Below are 20,815 nucleotides of genomic sequence, written 5' to 3' on the forward strand. Positions count from 1 at the left end.
TTTTATTGTCTAAAAAGGAGTTGTTAAGTATGAAAGAACAAAACGTTTTAGCAAAAGATTTGTACACTAAGAAACACGATTTTGGTAATGAATCAGTAGTTCTAGAAGGATGGATTCGAACCATTCGTAATTCTAAAAAAATTGCCTTTATCGAAGTCAACGACGGTTCATACATTAAGAATGTTCAGGTAATTGTCAAGAGTGATCTAGATAACTTTGATGACATCATCAAACTGCCGATTAGTTCAACTCTGAAGGTGATTGGCAAACTCGTGGACACCCCGGATGCCCCGCAGCCATTTGAAATTCATGCGGAGCAAGTTAAGATTGAGGGTGTTTCTGATCTAGACTATCCACTGCAAAAGAAGAAGCAATCACTTGAGTACCTTCGTTCTATTGCACATTTACGTCCTCGAACCAATACTTTTTACGCTGTTTTCAAGATTCGTTCGATGGCAGCCTTTGCGATTCATGAATACATGCAAAAACACGGCTTTGTCTATGTAAACACTCCGATTGTTACTAGTAGTGACACGGAGGGGGCTGGTGAGATGTTTCAGATCACTAGCTTAGATCAAAATGACCTGCCAAAGGATGAAAATGGTAAAGTCGATTACTCAAAGGATTTCTTTGGTCAAGAGACGAACTTAACCGTTAGTGGACAATTACCAGTCGAGGCCTTTGCTCTGGCATTTAGAAACGTATATACCTTTGGCCCAACTTTTAGAGCTGAAAATTCGCATACTAAACGCCACGCTGCCGAATTTTGGATGATTGAACCAGAAATGGCCTTTGCTGATTTGGATGACATTATTAAAACTTCTGAGGACATGTTAAAGTATGTCATTAATTATTTACTTGAAAATGCTGCAGAGGACCTTCAATTCTTAAATGATAACGTCGACGACAACTTACTTAAGTTGCTTCAGACAACTGTGAACGAGAAGTTTGCGCGGATCACGTATACGGAAGCAATTGATTTGCTTGAAAAAGCCGACGTTGAGTTTAAATATCCGGTTAAGTGGGGGATTGATTTAAAGGCTGAACACGAACGTTATCTATCCGAAAAAGTGTTTGGCAAACCCGTGTTTGTCACTGATTATCCACGTAATATCAAAGCCTTTTATATGCGTGATAACGATGATGGCAAGACCGTTGCTGCTTCAGACCTTCTGGTTCCAAGAATTGGTGAACTAGTTGGAGGAAGCCAACGAGAAGAGCGTGAGCAAGAATTGGCTGACAAAATGGATGAATTTCATTTATCAAAGGATGAGTACGAGTGGTACCTCGAATTACGTAAATACGGTGGCACTAAGCACTCTGGCTTTGGAATTGGCTTCGAACGATTACTGATGTATATCACTGGGATGGATAATATTCGTGATGTTATCCCTTATCCAAGAACCCAAGGTAGTATTAAATTTTAGACTAAAATGAGCCCATGAGAAATCATGAGCTTTTTGTTATCTTTTGTAACAATTCAAATGAAAAAATGATAGTCTATAAATAGCTATTAAATTAGTACAAATCGAAAAGGAGCGCTTTATATGGCAAAAAGTAATGGACTTAGTAGATTAGAAAGATTTTGGTTTATTACCATCATGTTAATCGGTACTTTCACCATGTCGATTAGTCAGTCATCACTATCGACGGCTTATCCCACATTGATGAAGTACTTTGATATTTCAGCATCAACCGTTCAATGGTTAACGACTGGTTTTATGATCATCATGTGTATCATGATGCCGATCAGTCCTTGGTTGTTGAACAACATGAGTTTTAAGAAACTCTTTATGGGAGTTTTACTGATGTTTGATCTAGGGACGTTAATCATTTTAATCAGCAATAGTTTTACGTGGGTGCTGATTGGGAGAGCCTTAGAGGCAATTGCCGTTGGAATTTTGTTTCCATCGTATCAAACGGTATTACTAAATATCACACCGGAAGATGATCGAGGAACGATCATGGGAGTTGCTGGACTAGTCATGGGTTCAGCTCTGGCGTGTGGACCAATCATTTCCGGAATCGTTTTGAAGTTTACCACTTGGCGTGGCTTGTTTGATGTCTTCATTGTGATTATCACTGCTGTATTCCTGATTTCATTCTTTGTGATGAAAGACGTTATGCCACGAATTAAATCAAAGTTAGATTGGCTTTCAATTATCTATTCATTTGGTTTGATTGGAATCTTGTACGTAATTAGTGAAATTGCTAAACCAAACAATAACTATGGAATGCTTTTACTCATCTTAGTTATTAGTATCGTTTTGATTGCGTTGTTTGTTTTCCGTCAGTTTAGGATCAGCAATCCACTATTGAACTTAAATGTGTTAAAGACCTTTAACTATGATTTAGCAGTGCTTTTGACCGGTTTCTCTTACATTTCATTGATTGTAGTTACGATCATTTTCCCACTGTACTATCAACAGGTACTGGGAGTATCACCATTCATTTCCGGGATGGCACTAGTTCCTGGAGCTGTTTTCTTAAGTATCTTGAACCCAATCACGGGTACGATTGTTGATAAAATTGGATTTAAGCCAGTTATGTTAACAGGAATGTTGATGATTGTGCTGGGCTGGGCCATTTTAGCCTTTTTCCCAATTTACAATATCTGGGGCATGATGATCTTGGCAATGCTAATTGAGGGTGGAAATGCCTTTGTCATGATGCCTGCGGTTACGCTTGGGGCCGATTCACTGCCAGAAGATTTGATTTCTTATGGAACGGCTTTAATTACGACGGTCAGACAGGTACTTGGGTCAACTGGAGTTGCGGTTGCAACGATTGTATTAGTTAGAGCAACTGGATTCTTCAAACTCAGTATGCCGGCAATGCCAGCTCAGGTTAATGGATTCCACATGGTTTACTGGGTCTTCTTGGTAATTGCGGTCATCGGATTATTGTTTGCGGTTATGATTAGAACGCCAAAAAAAGATCAAAAATAAATTAAAAACGTATTTTAGATGGAAATCAAATGATTTCCATCTTTTTTTGGTTAATTATAAATTAATTTCACAATATAATGCCAAAACTACTGAAATTAATGGATTTGCAATCGTGATGTAATCATTTGGTATTAATCCTAATCTATCATAGAAAGTGTATGATGATTGTAAAATAATGCACAATAATTAATAAAGGAGCTGGTAAGATGTTCAAAGGATTAATCAGAGGTGTAACAGTAGCGATTGCGTCGTTAGGTTTATTTGGTGTTGTAAACATCGCCACTAACCAAAATCGAGTATCCGCAAATAAAGTCCATTTTTCAAACGTTAAGCGGGTTGCTACTAGTGAGCTTGGTAAATCATATTCGTACGGTGCAGTCGGACCTAACAGTTTTGATTGCTCTGGCTTTACTCAGTATGTCATGGAAAATGGTGCTAATCGTAATATTGTAAGAACCGCACAGGCTCAATACGATGCTTATAAGCATGTTAGAAAGAGTAAAATCAAAAAAGGTGACTTAGTCTTCTTTGGTTCAAGTAAAAGTGACATTTACCACGTTGGGATTGCTTTAAACAAACATCAAATGATTGATGCGCAAAATCGTGGAGTGGTGATTGAGCCAATCCACGCCCCGTGGTGGCATTTAGTGGGGGTTTCGCGTCCAGTTTCATTTACTAAGAAAACAGTTTAAAGTCCCGTTAGGTTTTAATGAGCCTGACGGCTTTTTTGACTTCTCCAACTTTGCTGATTACTATGTAGGCAAATGTTGAAGGGAGTGCATTTCAAGTGCTAAGAAAAGACGAGCCATTTTTACCAATTACATCAAGAAAGGAACTTCGTGACTGGTTTGCTGAAAATTGCAAGAGAGAAGATTGTCTGTGGGTTCCAGTCAGCATGAGTAAAACCAGTGAAGAAAAGATGTTTTATTTGGATATCGTCGAAGAGGCACTGTGTTTTGGCTGGGTCGATGGTTTGCATAAAAGTTCGGATGAAACAGGACTAGCACAACGATTGACTCCTCGAAAGGAAAACAGTAACTGGACCGAGCTCAACAAGGAGCGGGCTCGAAGACTAATTAAACTAGGTTTAATGACTGAAGAAGGCAAACGAGTGTTACCAGATTTGTCTCCTAAATCGTTTAAGATTATTCAGCCCGTTAAACGTGCCTTAAAACGTGATCCGAAAGTATGGGATAACTTTAACCATTTTCCCGATTTGTACCAACGAGTTCGCGTTGATGGTGTTCAGTCCCGCTTGAAATTTAGTAAACCCCAATCATATAAACATCGGTTACGTAAGCTAGTAAAGAAGACGAGAGTCAATGAGATGTATGGTGGTTGGTGTGATGATGGAAGATTGTTGCATTATTAAGTTTTATTAGATTCAATGTTTACATCTGGCATTTGTATCTGAATTTAAACTTAATTATTGCTTCATAAGAATAATGACTAGTTAAATTTTTGTATTAAGTATTAATTAATTCTGATATACTTGGTTTATTAAATATTTTAGATAATCAATGAGGAATTAATTCAAATGGCTAAAAAATATTTAACCAGTGGGACACGTACCAGTCATACGTATCAGTTTTATAAGGAACGCAGAAATGATCCAAGTTGGCGGGAAGATTACTTAGAGGTTAAATCAAAACGAAGACGTAATTTTCTGATGAAATTAGTTTCAGGGGTTGTGATTGTATTGATTGGGTTCTTTCTGTTTAACCATTATGCTGGTGCTTTAATAAGTAGAATACAAAATGAGTTTAGACGGAATCCTTCATCAATAATTTCAAATCGAACTTTCAATCAACATAATTCAGCACAAATAACTCCTAAATCTTCTCAAGCAAAAACAGAAGCAACTCCAGCAGATGGTGACAATAATCAGGCTGAGAATGATGTTAAGCAAACAAGCACTTTGACAGAACCAATTGCTAAACAAATATTAGAGAAAGAAACACCTTATTTTCAAAATACGACTACTAATAAAATTAGTTATTGGAATTATGGTGGTAAACTATCTGGAGATCAGACGGGATATTGGTTTATAACTCAAAACGCTACTAGTGATATTGGATTAGAGGGGACCGTTAAAGATAATGGGGACGGAACTGCTCACATATCAGAAAACGTTGTTTCAAAAGCAACCGGTCCACATTCTTCAAATTTAGAAAAAGATGTGACAATTCCACGTTAAGCTTATAAAACACAAAAAAGCGAACCAATCAATTTAATGACTGGTTCGCTTTTAATTATGGAGGCGGCGGGATTTGAACCCGCGTCCGAGCATATTGCCTCCTGAACGTCTACATTCGTAGGCTAATCATTTGAAGTTCACTGTACAATCCGCAATTAGTCAATGCTAGCATGCACAGCTAATCTGATTAATCTCTTCATACTACTTCAGATGGGAGCAGTAAGCGTATCCTATTAAAGGTAGGACCTAGGACTGATCCATAGGAAAAATCAGCTAGATCTACGTCAAGCGCTTATTAGGCAGCTACGGCGTAAGAATTGTTATTATTTTTTGCAGTTATAATTAAACTGAGCGATTTGACGCATCGTCGTACGGAATGCAATTCAGGCTCAAACTATACCCGTCGAATCCATAACGCCCCCGACAGACACATTATTACTATACCATGATATCTGCCTAATTTACAGTGATTTAGATCAGGTTAAAATGCTTCAGTCCGTTGACAATTCCATGGTCGGTATTTTTGGTGGTAATGAATTCACCATGTGGTTTGACATTTGGAAGTCCATTACCCATTACGACCGGATGATCAACGTAGTCTAACATTGGGATGTCGTTATTACCGTCTCCAAACGCGTATGTTGGGATTCCAGTTAGTCCAGCAGTGTTTATTAATTGCTTGATTCCAGTAGCCTTAGAAACGTCATGAACGACCACATCAATTGAATAGGGCGAATTACGGTAAAAGGTTAGGACATCTCCAAAGTTTTCTACGTAGTCAGTATCCAGATCAGTATTGGTAACCACCATCATGTTAATAGGATTTTCGTGCCAATACTTTTTTGTGACAATGGTTGGAAGTGGAGCATGGACGTGTTCAAAGGCTTTAACTGCCAATTCATCGTGATTGGTAATGGCACCACGTTTTTGGTTCAGTAAAACTAATGTATTATCGTGTTTTTTAACAAAGCTATACAAACGATCAATGATTTTGGGGTTGATTGTATTAGAAAAGACTTCTTGGTTTCTTAACATCCCAAAATCACCGTTTGCGGCCACTACGGAATCAATCTTGGTTTTCTCTAAGGTATCCCTAATTTCAAAAAGATTCCTTCCGGTTGAGATTACCGGAAGGCCACCGTGTTTTCTGATTTCTTCCATTGCGTTTGCAACTTCATCGTTCACCTTTGAATTTTCATCAAACAAGGTCCTATCTAAGTCAAAAAATACTAAATATTTATACATAATCGAATCTCCTTTGCTTATTATTTTAACATATGACCTACTTTGCAATCCTACTAATTAATCGTGATTACATGTACAATGAGATAGGAAGCGATTTTTAGAGGAGAATAAAATAATATGAAAAAAGTTGAAATAACCGGTAAAGCCGTCAAAAAATTTGAGGGCGGTTATCCACAAATTAGTGAAAAAGATTTAGTTAGCGAAGCGGATTTTAACAACGGCGAGGTCGTGGCTTTAATTAAGGGAGATCATTTCGTTGCCAGTGCTTACTTTGGCAAACAAGCCGGCGGAATTGGTTGGATTTTGGACCGTAAGGAAAATCAATCCATTGACGATCATTTCTTTGGCCACATATTTAGTCAGGCTTTTAGTAAGCGGATCTTACTTCAAGATGAAGGCATTGATATTCATCGCCTGTTCAACGGACAAGGAGACGGTTTGGCTGGAATTACGATTGACAGTTACGATGGTCAAGACGTGATTATCTGGGAAAATGTTGGAATTTATCAATTACGAAATCAGTTGATTCCAATCATTGTTAATCAATTGGGGAGTTACCAGAATTTATACGAGTATCAGCAGTTTGAACATGGTTCTGAAATCAAGTCAGTTGAAAACGCTAGTCCCGATCCTGTAGGCTCGGCCAATGTCTTGGAAGGTGAAGTAACGTATCCAATTAGTTTACAGAACGCCAAAATGACAGGATTAGACATTATTTATCGCGATGTAAGACAGGACGTTTTTGATCAATCACAAGATAAAGTTGGTCTAAATTTATTTTATGAGGGAACCGGAGTTGCTAGTGCCATGATTGGTGGTGGTAGCGTTAAGACCGTTAACGTTGACGATAGTAATCGTGCTAAATCTCAATTGATTAATGAAATTGATGCTAATGGATACGTGATTGGTGCCCAAGAGGTCAGAAAAATGAGTGTCTTTGGGTACTTAGATTATGCGCAAAAACATGATTTGAAGTTTGACTTAATTACCGTTAACGTGCCTGTCTTTGTTAGAGATAAAAAGAATCGGTTTGAGATTAAGCGTGACTTACAAGCTCTCGTTAGTGCGGTAAGTCAAGTTGCTAGTAAGGATGCGTCCGTCTTCTTTACCACAGATACCAATAAAATGAATTCGAAAAAGTTTCGGTCTGAAATCTCGGATGCATTTGCCGCAAACGGTGTTAACGTTAATTTTGGCAAGACTTATTCTAACCCAAATGATTTTCCGATTGACCCTGATTATGAACGTGAGGGATCATTTAAGGGGATCAATGTGCGGATTAAATAAGAACTAATATAATAAAATTAACAGAGCAAAAACATCATTATGTAATTAATTTTTGTTGTATAATGTAAGCGATATTATAGAAAGTGGGGATAGTGTAATGGCTTATTTGAAATTTGATGATTCTAAGTTAAGCAAGTTTGTACATCCGGATGAGTTGCCTGAGATTCAAGCGATGGTGACTGCAGCGGATAAAGAGTTAAGGGATGGCACTGGTGCTGGAAATGATTTCCGGGATTGGTTAGATCTTCCAGAAAATTATGACAAAGATGAGTTCGCAAGAATTCAAAAAGCGGCTGACAAAATCAAGTCTGATTCAAAGGTTTTAGTTGTGATTGGAATTGGTGGTTCATACTTAGGTGCTAAGATGGCCGTTGATTTTCTAAATGGTACGTTTTACAACTCTGAACCTGACGACAAGCGTCGTGGTGTCAAAGTTGTCTTTGCGGGTAATTCACTTAGTGCCCCATACATTCATGATTTGTTGAACTACATTGGTGACGATGACTTTTCAATTAACATCATTTCTAAGTCTGGAACAACCACTGAGCCAGCAATTGCTTTCCGAATTTTCAAGGAAAAGTTAGTTAAAAAGTATGGTGAAGATGAAGCTAACAAACGAATCTATGCTACTACTGATGCTCATCGAGGTGCTTTGAAACAAGAAGCCGACGCTAACGGCTACGAAACCTTCGTAATTCCAGATGGTGTTGGTGGACGATACTCAGTTCTTACCCCAGTTGGTTTATTACCAATTGCTGCTACCGGTGCTGATATTAGTCAATTAATGAAGGGTGCACTTGATTCTTCTAAGGAATACACCAATCCAGATGTTAATAAAAACGATGCCTATCGTTACGCTGCGTTGAGAAATATCCTTTACAGAAAGGGTTACACCACTGAATTACTCGAAAACTACGAACCAAACATGAGAATGTTCTCAGAGTGGTGGAAGCAGTTAATGGGTGAGTCAGAAGGAAAAGACCAAAAGGGAATTTATCCATCATCAGCTAACTTTACAACTGATCTTCATTCATTAGGTCAATACATTCAAGAGGGACTCCGTGATCTGATTGAAACGGTTGTTAAATTAGATAAGCCTGATGACGATATTGCGATTCCAAAGGAAGAGTCAAACCTTGATGGTCTTAAATACCTTCAAGATGACACGGTTAACGAAGTTAATACCAAAGCCTATGAAGGGGTTGTTTTAGCTCATACCGATGGTGGGGTTCCAGTTATGACCGTTCATATTCCTGATCAATCAGAATATTCACTCGGTTACTTGATTTACTTCTTTGAAGTTGCGGTTGCTATTTCTGGTTACTTAAATGGTATTAATCCATTCAATCAACCAGGCGTTGAAGCATACAAGAATAATATGTACGCACTATTAGGTAAACCTGGTTACGAAGAATTAACCAAGAAACTGGATGCAGAATTAAAAAAGGAAAACAATAACTAGATAGATAAAAAGAACGAATTCGGTTGTCCGAATTCGTTCTTTTTTTTAATAGGAGAATGAATTGATAGATAATCAAAGCAAAGTTCCTAAAAGTTTATTAGAAATGGATAAAGATGAAGCAAGAAGATACTTTCTTAAGGAAACAAGTTATGTTCCAATTCAACTGCCATCTTATTTTAAATTTAATGAGGTATTAGAAAATGCTGACAAGTTACTTAGGAATCACAACAATGATATTGGTAACATTTCAAAAGAAAGAGATTCTCTTTCACATGAATCTCATGTTAATTATTCATTATTGATGAATAAGGATGGGATGTATGCATGGAGAAAACTACAGATTGTACATCCAGTTGCTTATGTGGACTTAGTTAATATTATAATAAGTAATTGGGAAGAAATAATTAATAAATTTAAAGAATTTGAAGATAATAAAAAGATTAGTTGTATTAGTATTCCCATAGAATCTAAAACCAATAAAACTGACAAAGCTGAGACCATAACTAATTGGTGGAAAAATATAGAACAGAGCTCTATAGAATATGCCCTAAAGTATAAATATTGTATAAAAACTGATATTGTTACTTGTTATGATTCTATTTATACACATAGTATTCCGTGGGCGTTACAGGGTAAAGAAAATGCTAAAAACAATAGAAATAGTGGCGTAGGAAACAGAATAGATGAAGCAATAAGACATATGCAGTATGGACAGACCAATGGTATACCTCAAGGTGGTGAATTATTTAATTTTATAGCTGAAATTGTCTTAGGGTATGCGGATAGTGAATTATCTTCTTGTATAAAAGATAGATTCGGTCAGGATTTGGTAGATTATAAAATAATAAGATATCGAGATGATTATAGGATTTTTGTTAATTCAAGGGAAGATGGAGAAAAGATAATTAAAATGCTAGCTGATGTTTTATCTGAATTAAGTTTTCATCTTAACTCTAAAAAAACTAGTTTTTCATCTGACATTATCGGAACTTCTATAAAAAAGGATAAATTATATTGGACACAACAAAGACCACTTATTCAAGTTAAAAAGTTTAATAAACAATTAGTTTATCAAATGACTTTACAAAAACATTTATGGCAAATATACGAATTAGCAACGAAATTTCCTAACTCAGGAAGTGTGACAGTATCTTTAAATGAATTTATTCAACGATTATCTAATGAATTAAAAATAGATGATTATAATCAATTGATTAGTATTTTGGTTAATATAATGCTGATATCGCCCAAATCAATGCCACAAGAAGCTGCTGCTATAAGTCGGATTCTTGAGATAGAATCAAATTCAGATAAAACATCAAATTTCAGTAAAGAAAATAAAACAAATAAAATAGTGAAAGATATTATCAAAAAACTAGATGATATTCCTAATACAGGATTTGTTGATATATGGCTACAGAGGCTTAGTATACAAGCAGAAAAGAAAGATAATTTTAATGATCCTTTGTGTAAAAAGGCTGAAGGTTTTCAAAAAAATATTTGGAACTCTGATTGGCTAAGAGATGGATTTGATGAAAATTCAATTGTGGATAAAAGAGGGATCAAAGAATTAAGCTTTGCAATATCAAAGAATGAAGTAAATTTGTTTAATAATTATCCGTATTAATAAAAATAGTGTTTAATCTATTTGAATAGATTAAACACTATTTTTATTTAAAAACATGCTTTTATAAACTATTAAATCTAGTTATTCCCATTTTCCTTCAAGAGTACGTAGCTTCTTAATTAAGCGTTGTTGTGCTCTTTCAAGATCATTCATTTGATCATCAACGTGACGGTTTTTGTCCATTCCACGTTTGTCATCTCGAGTCGGCTTAGCAACCTTAGTATCACGTAAGTTATTGGTCTGATTTTCGTTTTCAATCAACTCTTTCACAACGTCCATTCGTTCGTTGTAATTAGATAATAAATCAGCGTTGAATTTATCTGAGTTTTCTTTTTGGAACTTTTCTTGATCCTTGATTAATTTTTTAAGTTCTTTTTCTTTTGAGTGTGCGTCCATATTGTCATACCTCCAATATAAAAAGAATAGCACTAATGCTGTTTCAATAGCAATCTAATTTTATAAATAAAAATGGTCTTCCGATTAATCGGAAGACCATTTATTAATTTAGATATTATTTGTCAGTATCTTTACGTCTGAAACCAAGTACTGCGGCAAGAGCAACCATGATAGAACCAATGGCACTCATAAGTAGTGTACTTGCTTGACCAGTTTGTGGCAAGATGTGACCATTTTTTTGGTCATTGTTTTTAACTGCAGAAGCTTGACCGTTATCCTTAGTAGCAATGTGTGAAGTTGTCTTATCATCATTGTTTACCTTAGCAGCAGTTTCTTTGTTTGAAGCATTCTTGTCAGAAACTTCTTTGTTTGAAACAACCTTAGCGGAAGTCTTCTTGTTAAGAGTTGCCCTTTGGTCAGTTGACTTCTTTGAAGCGTTCAAATCAACTGTGTTCTTCTTAGCAGTAGTGTCATTTGACAAGTTACTTACTTGTTCTTTAGGTGCTGCTGGAGTTTGTTGAACATTTTGTTGAACGTTAGGAGTCGTCTTTGAAGTTTTAACAGTCTCGTTAGTGTTGGCATTAGTGTTTGATACAGATGACTTTGCTGGTTGAACACTCAATTTAACCTTATTAACGTTGTTTTGTGGTGTACCAGTAGTGTTAGTTTGTTGTTGGTTAGTTGAAGCAGCTGGAGTTGGTGTAACACTAGCTGATTTATTAACAGTGTTCAATTGAGTAGTAGGGACACTAGCTCTTAAGTTGTAAGTGTATGCTCTGTTATTAGCAGGTCTTGCAGCTGGAGTGCTTACGTTTTGTTGAACGTAGTTAACTCTTGGAGTATATGAATTGTTGTTAGTGTTTTGGCTTGGTGTGTAAGTACTTGCGCTTCCACCGTTAAATCCGTTAACACGTCCGAATAATACGGTACCAGGGAAGTAGCTTAGTGAATCGTTGTAAATAACACCACGGTTTTGAGCATCAAGCATTAAACCGTTACCTAAGTAAATTCCAACGTGGTAAAGATCTCCACCGTTAGAGAAGAATACTAAATCACCTTTTTGAGCCTGGCTACGTGAAATGTGTTGTGTAGCAGGGTATTGACTGTAAGTAGTTCTTGGAAGACTGTATCCAGCCTTGCCAAATACGTATTGAACGAATCCAGAGCAATCAAATCCAGCTGGTGTACTGCCACCCCAAACGTATGGAGTTCCAACATATTGTCTACCAATGTTAACTACTTGATCGGCATTAGTATTTTGAGCTCTAAAGCTGACATTTTGAACTCTAAAGTTAGTTGCGGCTGCACGAGCAGCACTTAATTGAACGTTTGAGTAAGAATGAGCTGCTGGGGTAACATTGTTGTTTTGAGTGTTAGTCTTAACAGTTTCAGTCTTAGCTGATTGTGCAGGGGTAGTAGTGTTAGCATCAGCTTGTTTTGCATTGTTGTTTGAAACGGGTGCTTGCTTAGCAGGTGATTGTTGAGTAGTTTCAGATTTAGTAGCTGGGGTTACATTATTTTCAGCTTTTTCAGTATTTACTGATTGTGCTTGTGTAGTAGCTTCGGCTTTAACTGAATCGTTGTTAGTAGTCTTTTGGTCAGCGTTGTTGTTTTGCTTGTTATCTGCTTTAGCAGAAACAGCGTTGTCTAAATTATTAACGTTAACATCAGTTTTAGCTGATTGTGCAGGAGTAACAGCTTCTGCAACCTTGTTTTCAATCTTGTTTGGTGTAACAGTTGATGTTTGGTTATCGTTTTTAACGGCATCATTGTTAGCATCATTTTGATTGTTTTGGTTGTTTTCAGCTACTTGATTATTATCAGTAGTTGCTGATTGATCGTTAGTAGTTGTAGCTTTTGTTGCATCATTAGTGGTGTTGTTTACATCATTGTTTGAAGCAACATTAGTTTGAGTAGTGGCATCTTTAGTAGCATTAGCATCGTTTGTTTGATTATCAACGTTAGTGTTAACTTTGGCTGCGCTCTTAGATGAATCATTTTTAATAGTGCCATTATCTTTCTTGGCACTTTGAGTAGCTTGTGCGTTATTTCCTAAGGCGTCAGCGTTAACAACGCTACTGGTAGTTAGAAGGCCACCGGCAACCATTGTAGTTGCAAGGGCAGCAAACATCCATCTCTTACCAGCTTTGTACATTTTATAGTGTAATTTATCATTATTCATATATTTAATTTCCTCCTTTGGAATATATAAACAATAACATCAAAACTATGTGAAAAAAAGAGTTAAACTCAAGCGTAACTATAATGATATAGTGCGAAACATTCAGGAAATAGTTTGTTAAACTAGTAATGTTTCAGTAACATTGATGTAATATGACTGTGCTACTTACAAAATATAACCAGACTGCTTGACCACGACGTTACGTGACCGTTTACAATATTTATACGAAGGTGATAGTAATGTATAAAACAAAAGAATTAGCTGATATGGCGGGCATAACAACACGAACTCTTCAATATTACGATCGAATTGGTTTATTAGTTCCAAGAAGAGATATTGATTCTGGTTATCGAAATTATAATTCTAACTATGTTTTGAAATTACAGGTGATTTTATTTTACAAAAGTTTTGGTTTTGACTTAAAAGAAATTAAAAAAATTATGAGTGATCCAGCCTTTAATTTTCACAATACAGTACTGATTCAAGAAAGATTTTATCTGAACAGGGCCGGCACCTTACCCGATTAATCAAAAGCATTTAAACTTATTTGCCGTTGATTTTCAAAATATACAAGAAATGGAAAATCGAATGATTGATTTATTAAAACAATCATTAAGGAATAAAAATACTGATTATAATGGAAGAAAAATTTACAAATTACACAAAAAGTGTTTGCAATATACATGGCCAAATTATTCTATAGAAGCTCATCAAGGACTGTCTAAAATTTATTTAAATGATGGCCGGTTTCAAAAATATTACGATAATAAAGTGGGAACTGGTGCCACAGAAATTTTGGCTCAATCAATTCAAAAATATGCAAAGTAATGACCCTAACCCCAAAGACGTTTTATTAAGCACTGATTAACCGAATTGTTCAATGTTTGGTAGAATTAGTGTAAATACACTTACGGGAGGGGATTATGATGGCGTATGGAAGCTTAGACTATTATTATGCAATATTAGGATTACCCACAACAGCAGACAAACAAGAAGTTGATCGAGCTTATCGCAAATTGGCTAAGAAGTATCATCCTGATGTTAATCATTCTCCTGATGCTGCCTCCAAGTTCAAAGAAATTACCAGTGCGTACGAAATTATTAAGGAAAATAATTACAGTTCTGGATCATATACTGGATCAAGTCAGTCTAGTTATGAGTCGCATTCTAATGAGTCTAACACTAACAATGATTCTTATCAGCAAAATACTAATTACAATTATTCTAATTATCATCATCAAAATCAAAGTCATGAACCTCATCATTTTACTGAAGTTGACATTGGTAAGGCAATTTTCTGGATTGCAATCGCAATTTCGATTGCGACGGTAGTAATTGTGATTAAAGTATTGCCGCTTAGCATTACTTATGCGGTTTTGATTGTGTGTGGAATTTTGTATTACTTCTATCAGAAAAAGTGATTAATTATAAAGATCGAGCATTAAAATGCTGGTCTTTATTTTTAGTAATTAAGTTTTTAGTGTAATAAAAACTTACATGAAAAAATTCTTTATGGTAGATTAATCACTGCTGAAAAATTAGGAGGTTAAGTATGCCAAAGGATTTTAAGGAAGAATTATTGTTTACTGGATTAATGGCCGGAATGATGGTGATCGTGATGGAAGCCTATAATATTGCACTTGGGAGTGGGGTTGATTCCACCTTTGTTAAAAGTGTGTTAGTGGGTTATCCATTTGCGTTAGTTATTGCGGCTGTTTGTGATTTACTTTTTGTGGGACCACTTGCAAAAGGAATCTTTTTCAAATTTATTTTTAATGAAAAAATGGAAGAGAAGCCGCTTTTGATTTCTTTAGGAATTTCAATTTTGATGGTGTTGGGAATGGTAACTTGCATGTCAATTTTCGGAATTGTAGTTGAAAGCGGATTTTCAAGTCTTAATCTAGCAACGTTTGGGATGACATGGATTAGAAACTTGATTTTGGCCCTGCCATTACAACTTCTGATCGTTGGACCAATTGCTAGAATGGTTTTAAGTAAGGTTCAAGAAATCAGGAATTAGAATCAATTCAATAAAAAAGAACCATTTCAATAGTTATTGAAATGGTTCTTTTAGTATTTATAGTTGAGTATACTGGGCTCGAACCAGTAAATTGCGGATTCAGAGTCCGCTGCCTTACCAATTTGGCGAATACTCAATATTTGAACAACTAATATACTACAATTCTTTATGGACAGTTGTCAACAGAAAATTTTGCATTACTTTGTTGACAGACCGGTTTAAATTGGGTAAACTATGTAATTGTTCAGTTTATTGCCCGTTGGTCAAACTGGTTTAAGACGTCGCCCTCTCAAGGCGGAGCTATGAGTTCAAGTCTCATACGGGTAATTCAAAGATGATGGTGCCTTCAAACATAGTTATGTTTGGAGGCATTTTTTTATAAAGAAATCTGAGGAGGATTTGGATATGTGTACTTCAATTATTATTAAATCTACGGATGGTCATCCGTTTTGGGGCCGTACGATGGACTTTATGGTTTCACTTTTTGATTCTCATAACGAAAAAGCGGCTGTCTCAACTAAAATCGTAAATATTCCCGCAAATCAGATAATTCAGTCAAAATTAAAAAACTGGCGTAGCAAGTATGTAGTTATGGGGATTGGACCTGACGAAGGGAGTCTTCTGTTTGATGGGATCAATGAAAAGGGAATCACCGGAGATCTTCAGGTTCTTCTGGAAACCACTCATGGAAGTGAAACAGATTTAAAAGCTCGTAATCTAACACCAGTTTTTGGTGAGGAATTTGGGACATATGTTTTAACTCAATGTGCGACGCTTGATGACATCAGAAGACTCGCTAAGACCACTGGATTGATTGATAAAGCTTATGTTTTTCATGGAAAAGCTGGCAAGCTTCATCTTCATTACACCTTTTCTGATGAAAACGGGAATTCCATTGTGCTTGAAGCAACGGACAATGGTGGATTTAAAATATACGATAGTATTGGGGTGATGACCAATAGTCCACGATATTCATTTCATACTACTAACCTCAGAAATTACGTTTCGTTAAATGCTTATAATCAGAAGCCGACTAAGATTGGTGGAAAATTACCGGTTAATCCAATCGAAGGTGGTACTGGATATGGAATGCTTGGGCTTCCAGGAGATTATTCTTCACCATCGCGGTTTATTCGGGCAACTTTTATCTCTAAAAACATTGATGAGTTTTCAGATGATGAAGGAACAAGCACTTTATACAATTGCTTTAAGCCATTCATCGTTCCAAAGGGTATCAGTCGAAATCCTGATTTGCCGCAACAGTGTGATTTTACTCAGTATTGGGTTGGTTATGATGTTAAGAACAGGACCTTGTATTTACAAACACCAAGCTGTCCGACGATGACCCGTGCTACTCTTGATCCTAACCGCACTGAAATTGAGAAATTTGACGTTGATCAGACGTGGAAAGTTAATGATCTTCAGTAAATTCAATCTGGAGGCAATTTGCTCTCTTAATTTTTAGAGAAATTGGTATAATTGAGGTTATTAGGAGAATAAAAATGAATTTTTCAAAGACAAAAGCTAAAATAAAAAAAATGATTGAAAGCCAGAGTATTCCAGGAGCGGCATTTTCGTTTATCACTGGGATGAACGTTGAAAGTGATGAAATGGGATTGAAGCAAGTGGAGCCAACGAAAGAAGTCGTTGGACCAAACGACGTTTACGATATTGCTTCTTTGACTAAAGTTGTCGGGACCCTGCCGGTTATCATGCGATTACTTCAAGATGGGCGAATTCACTTGGATGATTCTGTTTCCGACTATTTACCAGAATGGAAGTATCCAGAGGTTACAATTCGTCACTTGTTGACTCATACGTCCGGGATTGAAGGGTACATTCCCAATCGAAATCTGATGAACATCAATCAGCTTCGTGAGGCTCTTTTAGGTCTTCATGTGGGCGATAATTTTAACAAGCAAATGAAATACGAAGACGTGAACTATATTTTCTTAGGATGGATTGCTGGGTTGGTAATGGGAATTCCTATTCAACCACTGATTACGCAAATGGTCCTAAAACCACTTGGTTTAAATGACACGACTTTTCACCCAGAAGTGCAACGTTCTGTTCCCACTACATACAATGAAGAAACCCGTACTAATTTGCAGGGTGAAGTTCATGACCCGAAGGCGCAAATCTTGGGCGATGATTGTGGTTCAGCTGGGATGTTTAGTACTTTAAATGACTTGTCTCGTTTTGCCCAGTGGATGCTTCAGGTTAATAGTCGTAGTAGCATCTTTAATAATGAGACGTTTGATGAGTTGTATACCGATCAGACGCCGATGGAAGATGGCACCCGGTCATTTGGATGGGCTTTAGCTGATTACGAAGGTCATCCGTACATTTGGCAGTCCGGTTACACAGGGGTGGTAATCGTACTCAATCGGGACCAAAAGAGTGGCTTTGTCTTTTTGTCTAATCGGGTTCACCCTCACTTAAGTGATCATTTCATGGAAGATCGAAATGACTTAATTAACACCTATCTTTACGAATTATTTAATTAGATTAAAAACACGTTTGCTTTAATTTAAGACAAACGTGTTTTTCTTATTTATAAGGAACTTTAAGATAACTGTTTTCCAAATCAATCGTGTACTCAATCTCTTGATTCCCGCGCTGAGTCATCTGAAAGTCAGTTCCGTATAGTACTAGTCCAAGTTTTCTGCCAGCTGGAAGGTGGTAGAAGGTTGGTTGTAAAGTTAAGTCAATATCATAAAATCGGTTTGGGACCAATTGATCGTTTTGATAAGCAGAATGGCGATTCTGAAGGTTCATATGTCCAAACGAAATCATTTTATTTGGTGTTGAATGCTTATTTAAAGTGAATTCCCGTAGATCATCCGTGTACCATTTGTGTCCTAGTAGAATTCCTTTGGGCTCAAGAATGGTAGGGGTAACATTCAATCTTTTAGCGTCCCCATAATCGACCAATTGGGCTGACAAGAGTCCGACGTTCTTAGACGTGGCGATGCGTAGATGAAGGGTACTAAATCCCGAAATGATTTGATCTTCACTAAAAGATATTGTCTTAAAGATCAAACGGTGTCCTTTTAATGAACTGTTTGAATCAAGTAAGTCTTTTTCCCACCGTGTTGGATGAGAACAGTATGCCTTAAATCGCGACAAATCCAACTGGTCTTGGTATTTAAGTTGGCCTTTGTTTGAAGTTTTGCTTAGTTTTTCATCATTTAAGTAGTATTTTTTACTATGATTATCAAGCCAGTTATTCTTTTTGTTCCACGTTTCCGGCTTGACGTTGTCTTGCACAATCATATTTGGGATTTGGTTCATTACGTTATTCTCAATCCCATATAACTCATGTGAAATCCACATGTTGACGATATCGTTGAAATCAAACGAACGAAAGGCGTTGATGTAAATGTGTTGACCTTGGTGAAGGATAATCTTTTGATTGATTGGAAGAGACCTGATTCCTTGCCATAGTTTAGCTGCGTTGACTGGTTTAACATTCCAGTCGTTTAAGCCCTGCACAAGCAAGACATCGGCTTTAATGTTTTTAACATTGTTTCGATAGTTTCTTTCGTCCCAAAATTCATTGTAATTTCCGGTAGTACGGTCCATCTGTTTTTGCATAATTGATAAGTAGCGATCAAAGAAGGGCCGGATCTGGAAATTATCACCAGGATTGAGACTTCTACTGAATGTCTCAGCCGCTAAAACGTCAGCGTCTTCTCCCTGAAATCCGCCGGGAGCCATTACAAGGCCATTTTCACGATAATAATCGTACCAAGAAGAGATGGCGGCTTCTGAAATAATGGTTTTAAGGCCGTTCACTCCAGTGGTTGCTGCAGCATTGGCAAGGGTTCCTAGGTAGGACCGTCCGGTCATTGCTACATTACCATTGGACCAGTCAGCTTTGATCTCGATGTTGTCCGTGCGGTTGGTGAATGCCCGCCGTTTATGATTGAGCCATTCAATCACCGCAACTGTTGAATCGGTTTGTTCGGGAGAACCGCACATCTGAATTCCGTCAGAATCTTTGGTTCCAATACCAGCTGAATAAACCACTGCATATCCCCGCATTAAGAAGTAGTCATTTAAAGTATAACCGGGCTTTGCAACGTGTCTCTCAATGGCTTCATCGGAAAAACCCTTTGGTGTTCTAGTACTAAACTTTTGGGGTTGTTCTTCATACATAATGTCAGAATAAATGGTATCATCTGGTTCTTTTCGAATAATTGGTTTGTTTACATCATGAGTGATTTGGTCTCCAAACGCATCGTTTGTCCCTTGGTCGTACGGACTAGCCGTATAAAGAGTTCCTAGCTTGAAACTAGTTTTGGGACGGGTGATCTCAGCTTTGATTAGATCAGCTTTTCCGTCCTTATCAGAATCAGTGTCGGTTTCAACGTAGACTGTCTCATAAATGAGGTCTTCTGGTTCAAAAATAGCCTGCGCTTTGCCATTAAAGAAGAGGGGCTTATCTTTTGGAAATCCCTTAAAGAATCCCTGGTTTGCTAAGTGATCAAGGTAGGTTTGACCAGTCTTGTTATGGGTGGTTAGTAGAAGGTACCAAGCTTGAAGTAAGTCGTCTATGTCCCACTGACCAGGTTTATTAAAGTACTTCAAATGAATTTCTTTCATCGCTTTTAGTGGTTCATCAACCTGAAAGTCGACGTCTGCTTGAAATTCAAGCAGTTGGAGGGCAACTAGGTAGAAAACCCGTTGGTTGACTTCACCATTATTTTGCAAATAATCGCCAAGTCGTTTATCTGGAGTCGCTAGTTGATTATTCAATTGCTCCATTTGACCACTTTTATTGTTTACGTTAATAAGCGTTTTACTAAGTAATTTCAAAAATGCTTCTGAAACGGTTTTAGAATTTTCGATTTCGGTTGGATTAAAGCCAACTTGGGCTAACTCTTGCTTAGCGGTGTTAAGGTCAACTAGTACTTGTGCGAACTGATTATTTTTCATGTCATCCACCACTCCTTCTTTTCAGTAATTATGCCATAACCAGAGAAGGGTGTTAACGAATTATGACTAAAAGTCCTTATGGATTGTGTATAATGGAGTTAATCTAAATGGGGAAGTGTTATTATGCTAATTTGGATTCATTTATTAACGTGGTTGGTTCTTTTTATTGTGGTTTGTATCGCTCTTTTTTCGAACTGGCATTTTAAAGCCATGACGATGATTGCCAGACTCTGTTATGTGATTTTAATTATTTCGGGAATTTTTCTGATCCCATTTGCATGGGGACGTGATCCAATCTTGACGATTATCAAGGTTGTTTGCGCGTTACTATTGATTGGTCTGATTGAGATGGCGTTTGCCTTTAAATCACAACAGAAACTTTCAGGATGGTTTTTGTGGATGACCGTGATTGCAATTATAGTGGTGGCAATTCTTGGATTGCTTCTAGCAGGTGGTCGACCGTTTATTCATTTTATGTAAAAAAGAAGCACTACCAATTTAATCGGTAGT

Annotated in this window: 19 protein-coding genes, 2 tRNA genes and 1 other RNA gene; 16 read left to right on the top strand and 6 right to left on the bottom strand. The window is 36.9% G+C overall.

The window, feature by feature from the left end; translation table 11 throughout:
* Positions 1-29: 29 nt before the first annotated feature.
* From asnS to AC6UD1_RS03940, 5 genes are all read left to right on the top strand, one after another.
* A complete protein-coding gene (gene asnS / locus AC6UD1_RS03920) occupies positions 30-1,427 on the top strand; it encodes an asparagine--tRNA ligase (protein WP_500707342.1) in 1,398 nt (465 codons plus the stop codon).
* Between the two features lie 120 nt (positions 1,428-1,547).
* On the top strand, positions 1,548-2,948 hold the full coding sequence (locus tag AC6UD1_RS03925; protein WP_500707343.1) for a DHA2 family efflux MFS transporter permease subunit: 1,401 nt from the start codon (positions 1,548-1,550) through the stop codon (positions 2,946-2,948).
* Positions 2,949-3,154: 206 nt separating this feature from the next.
* Positions 3,155-3,640, top strand: coding sequence for a C40 family peptidase (locus tag AC6UD1_RS03930; protein WP_500696040.1), 486 nt, complete (start codon positions 3,155-3,157; stop codon positions 3,638-3,640).
* A gap of 95 nt (positions 3,641-3,735) precedes the next feature.
* The gene (locus tag AC6UD1_RS03935) at positions 3,736-4,320 is read left to right on the top strand and encodes a YdeI/OmpD-associated family protein (protein WP_500694330.1); all 585 of its coding nucleotides are present in this window, start codon (positions 3,736-3,738) and stop codon (positions 4,318-4,320) included.
* 165 nt (positions 4,321-4,485) lie between these two features.
* Positions 4,486-5,145, top strand: coding sequence for a hypothetical protein (locus AC6UD1_RS03940; RefSeq protein ID WP_500707344.1), 660 nt, complete (start codon positions 4,486-4,488; stop codon positions 5,143-5,145).
* A gap of 55 nt (positions 5,146-5,200) precedes the next feature.
* Here AC6UD1_RS03940 and ssrA read toward each other — a convergent pair.
* Both ssrA and AC6UD1_RS03950 read right to left on the bottom strand, forming a co-directional pair.
* Positions 5,201-5,567, bottom strand: a transfer-messenger RNA (tmRNA) gene (gene ssrA / locus AC6UD1_RS03945).
* A 49-nt stretch (positions 5,568-5,616) separates the two neighbouring features.
* Complete coding sequence (locus AC6UD1_RS03950; RefSeq protein ID WP_500707345.1) at positions 5,617-6,390, bottom strand: Cof-type HAD-IIB family hydrolase; 774 nt, start codon at positions 6,388-6,390, stop codon at positions 5,617-5,619.
* Between the two features lie 117 nt (positions 6,391-6,507).
* Here AC6UD1_RS03950 and AC6UD1_RS03955 point away from each other — a divergent pair, with 117 nt between their 5' ends.
* From AC6UD1_RS03955 to AC6UD1_RS03965, 3 genes are all read left to right on the top strand, one after another.
* The gene (locus AC6UD1_RS03955) at positions 6,508-7,677 is read left to right on the top strand and encodes a class I SAM-dependent methyltransferase (protein WP_500707346.1); all 1,170 of its coding nucleotides are present in this window, start codon (positions 6,508-6,510) and stop codon (positions 7,675-7,677) included.
* Positions 7,678-7,774: 97 nt separating this feature from the next.
* Complete coding sequence (locus tag AC6UD1_RS03960; RefSeq protein WP_500694335.1) at positions 7,775-9,139, top strand: glucose-6-phosphate isomerase; 1,365 nt, start codon at positions 7,775-7,777, stop codon at positions 9,137-9,139.
* A gap of 61 nt (positions 9,140-9,200) precedes the next feature.
* Entirely contained in the window at positions 9,201-10,766 is a 1,566-nt protein-coding gene (locus tag AC6UD1_RS03965; protein WP_500707347.1) for an RNA-directed DNA polymerase, read from the top strand.
* An 81-nt stretch (positions 10,767-10,847) separates the two neighbouring features.
* On the opposite strand, the gene AC6UD1_RS03970 is transcribed toward AC6UD1_RS03965, so the two are convergent.
* Together AC6UD1_RS03970 and AC6UD1_RS03975 are read right to left on the bottom strand one after the other, a co-directional pair.
* Positions 10,848-11,162: a hypothetical protein gene (locus tag AC6UD1_RS03970; RefSeq protein ID WP_500694336.1), complete on the bottom strand. Its 315-nt coding sequence runs from the start codon at positions 11,160-11,162 to the stop codon at positions 10,848-10,850.
* A 115-nt stretch (positions 11,163-11,277) separates the two neighbouring features.
* Positions 11,278-13,344, bottom strand: a complete 2,067-nt coding sequence (locus AC6UD1_RS03975; RefSeq protein ID WP_500707348.1) for an NlpC/P60 family protein — start codon at positions 13,342-13,344, stop codon at positions 11,278-11,280.
* A 239-nt stretch (positions 13,345-13,583) separates the two neighbouring features.
* Between AC6UD1_RS03975 and AC6UD1_RS03980 the strand changes: the two genes are divergently transcribed.
* From AC6UD1_RS03980 to AC6UD1_RS03995, 4 genes are all read left to right on the top strand, one after another.
* A complete protein-coding gene (locus AC6UD1_RS03980; protein ID WP_500707349.1) occupies positions 13,584-13,871 on the top strand; it encodes a MerR family transcriptional regulator in 288 nt (95 codons plus the stop codon).
* A complete protein-coding gene (locus tag AC6UD1_RS03985) occupies positions 13,867-14,172 on the top strand; it encodes a TipAS antibiotic-recognition domain-containing protein (protein ID WP_500707388.1) in 306 nt (101 codons plus the stop codon). Before AC6UD1_RS03980 ends, AC6UD1_RS03985 begins: the two co-directional genes overlap by 5 nt.
* Before the next feature lie 98 nt (positions 14,173-14,270).
* Entirely contained in the window at positions 14,271-14,765 is a 495-nt protein-coding gene (locus tag AC6UD1_RS03990) for a DnaJ domain-containing protein (RefSeq protein WP_500707350.1), read from the top strand.
* A gap of 131 nt (positions 14,766-14,896) precedes the next feature.
* Positions 14,897-15,364 (top strand): DUF2798 domain-containing protein, encoded by a 468-nt coding sequence (locus AC6UD1_RS03995; RefSeq protein WP_500707351.1) that lies wholly within the window; start codon positions 14,897-14,899, stop codon positions 15,362-15,364.
* A gap of 63 nt (positions 15,365-15,427) precedes the next feature.
* On the opposite strand, the gene AC6UD1_RS04000 is transcribed toward AC6UD1_RS03995, so the two are convergent.
* Positions 15,428-15,500, bottom strand: a tRNA-Gln gene (locus AC6UD1_RS04000).
* 117 nt (positions 15,501-15,617) lie between these two features.
* Between AC6UD1_RS04000 and AC6UD1_RS04005 the strand changes: the two genes are divergently transcribed.
* The 3 genes from AC6UD1_RS04005 (at position 15,618) to AC6UD1_RS04015 (ending at position 17,871) form a co-directional block, all read left to right on the top strand.
* Positions 15,618-15,691, top strand: a tRNA-Glu gene (locus tag AC6UD1_RS04005).
* A gap of 78 nt (positions 15,692-15,769) precedes the next feature.
* Positions 15,770-16,792: a linear amide C-N hydrolase gene (locus AC6UD1_RS04010; RefSeq protein WP_500707352.1), complete on the top strand. Its 1,023-nt coding sequence runs from the start codon at positions 15,770-15,772 to the stop codon at positions 16,790-16,792.
* 74 nt (positions 16,793-16,866) lie between these two features.
* Positions 16,867-17,871 (top strand): serine hydrolase domain-containing protein, encoded by a 1,005-nt coding sequence (locus tag AC6UD1_RS04015; protein ID WP_500707353.1) that lies wholly within the window; start codon positions 16,867-16,869, stop codon positions 17,869-17,871.
* Positions 17,872-17,914: 43 nt separating this feature from the next.
* On the opposite strand, the gene AC6UD1_RS04020 is transcribed toward AC6UD1_RS04015, so the two are convergent.
* Positions 17,915-20,305 carry a Xaa-Pro dipeptidyl-peptidase gene (locus AC6UD1_RS04020; protein ID WP_500707354.1) on the bottom strand — a complete coding sequence of 797 codons (2,391 nt, stop codon included), beginning with the start codon at positions 20,303-20,305 and terminating at the stop codon, positions 17,915-17,917.
* A gap of 123 nt (positions 20,306-20,428) precedes the next feature.
* Between AC6UD1_RS04020 and AC6UD1_RS04025 the strand changes: the two genes are divergently transcribed.
* Positions 20,429-20,785 carry a DUF1516 family protein gene (locus tag AC6UD1_RS04025; protein WP_500707355.1) on the top strand — a complete coding sequence of 119 codons (357 nt, stop codon included), beginning with the start codon at positions 20,429-20,431 and terminating at the stop codon, positions 20,783-20,785.
* Positions 20,786-20,815 lie beyond the last annotated feature (30 nt).

Source organism: Fructilactobacillus sp. X8R1C1, from assembly GCF_059900945.1.

What these genes read in the sequence shown, in the direction of transcription:
- asnS (WP_500707342.1), top strand. Translation starts at nt 30, where the DNA reads ATGAAAGAACAAAACGTTTTAGCAAAAGATTTGTACACTAAGAAACAC.
- AC6UD1_RS03925 (WP_500707343.1), top strand. Translation starts at nt 1,548, where the DNA reads ATGGCAAAAAGTAATGGACTTAGTAGATTAGAAAGATTTTGGTTTATT.
- AC6UD1_RS03930 (WP_500696040.1), top strand. Translation starts at nt 3,155, where the DNA reads ATGTTCAAAGGATTAATCAGAGGTGTAACAGTAGCGATTGCGTCGTTA.
- AC6UD1_RS03940 (WP_500707344.1), top strand. Translation starts at nt 4,486, where the DNA reads ATGGCTAAAAAATATTTAACCAGTGGGACACGTACCAGTCATACGTAT.
- AC6UD1_RS03950 (WP_500707345.1), bottom strand. Translation starts at nt 6,390, where the DNA reads ATGTATAAATATTTAGTATTTTTTGACTTAGATAGGACCTTGTTTGAT.
- AC6UD1_RS03955 (WP_500707346.1), top strand. Translation starts at nt 6,508, where the DNA reads ATGAAAAAAGTTGAAATAACCGGTAAAGCCGTCAAAAAATTTGAGGGC.
- AC6UD1_RS03960 (WP_500694335.1), top strand. Translation starts at nt 7,775, where the DNA reads ATGGCTTATTTGAAATTTGATGATTCTAAGTTAAGCAAGTTTGTACAT.
- AC6UD1_RS03970 (WP_500694336.1), bottom strand. Translation starts at nt 11,162, where the DNA reads ATGGACGCACACTCAAAAGAAAAAGAACTTAAAAAATTAATCAAGGAT.
- AC6UD1_RS03975 (WP_500707348.1), bottom strand. Translation starts at nt 13,344, where the DNA reads ATGAATAATGATAAATTACACTATAAAATGTACAAAGCTGGTAAGAGA.
- AC6UD1_RS03980 (WP_500707349.1), top strand. Translation starts at nt 13,584, where the DNA reads ATGTATAAAACAAAAGAATTAGCTGATATGGCGGGCATAACAACACGA.
- AC6UD1_RS03990 (WP_500707350.1), top strand. Translation starts at nt 14,271, where the DNA reads ATGGCGTATGGAAGCTTAGACTATTATTATGCAATATTAGGATTACCC.
- AC6UD1_RS03995 (WP_500707351.1), top strand. Translation starts at nt 14,897, where the DNA reads ATGCCAAAGGATTTTAAGGAAGAATTATTGTTTACTGGATTAATGGCC.
- AC6UD1_RS04010 (WP_500707352.1), top strand. Translation starts at nt 15,770, where the DNA reads ATGTGTACTTCAATTATTATTAAATCTACGGATGGTCATCCGTTTTGG.
- AC6UD1_RS04015 (WP_500707353.1), top strand. Translation starts at nt 16,867, where the DNA reads ATGAATTTTTCAAAGACAAAAGCTAAAATAAAAAAAATGATTGAAAGC.
- AC6UD1_RS04020 (WP_500707354.1), bottom strand. Translation starts at nt 20,305, where the DNA reads ATGAAAAATAATCAGTTCGCACAAGTACTAGTTGACCTTAACACCGCT.
- AC6UD1_RS04025 (WP_500707355.1), top strand. Translation starts at nt 20,429, where the DNA reads ATGCTAATTTGGATTCATTTATTAACGTGGTTGGTTCTTTTTATTGTG.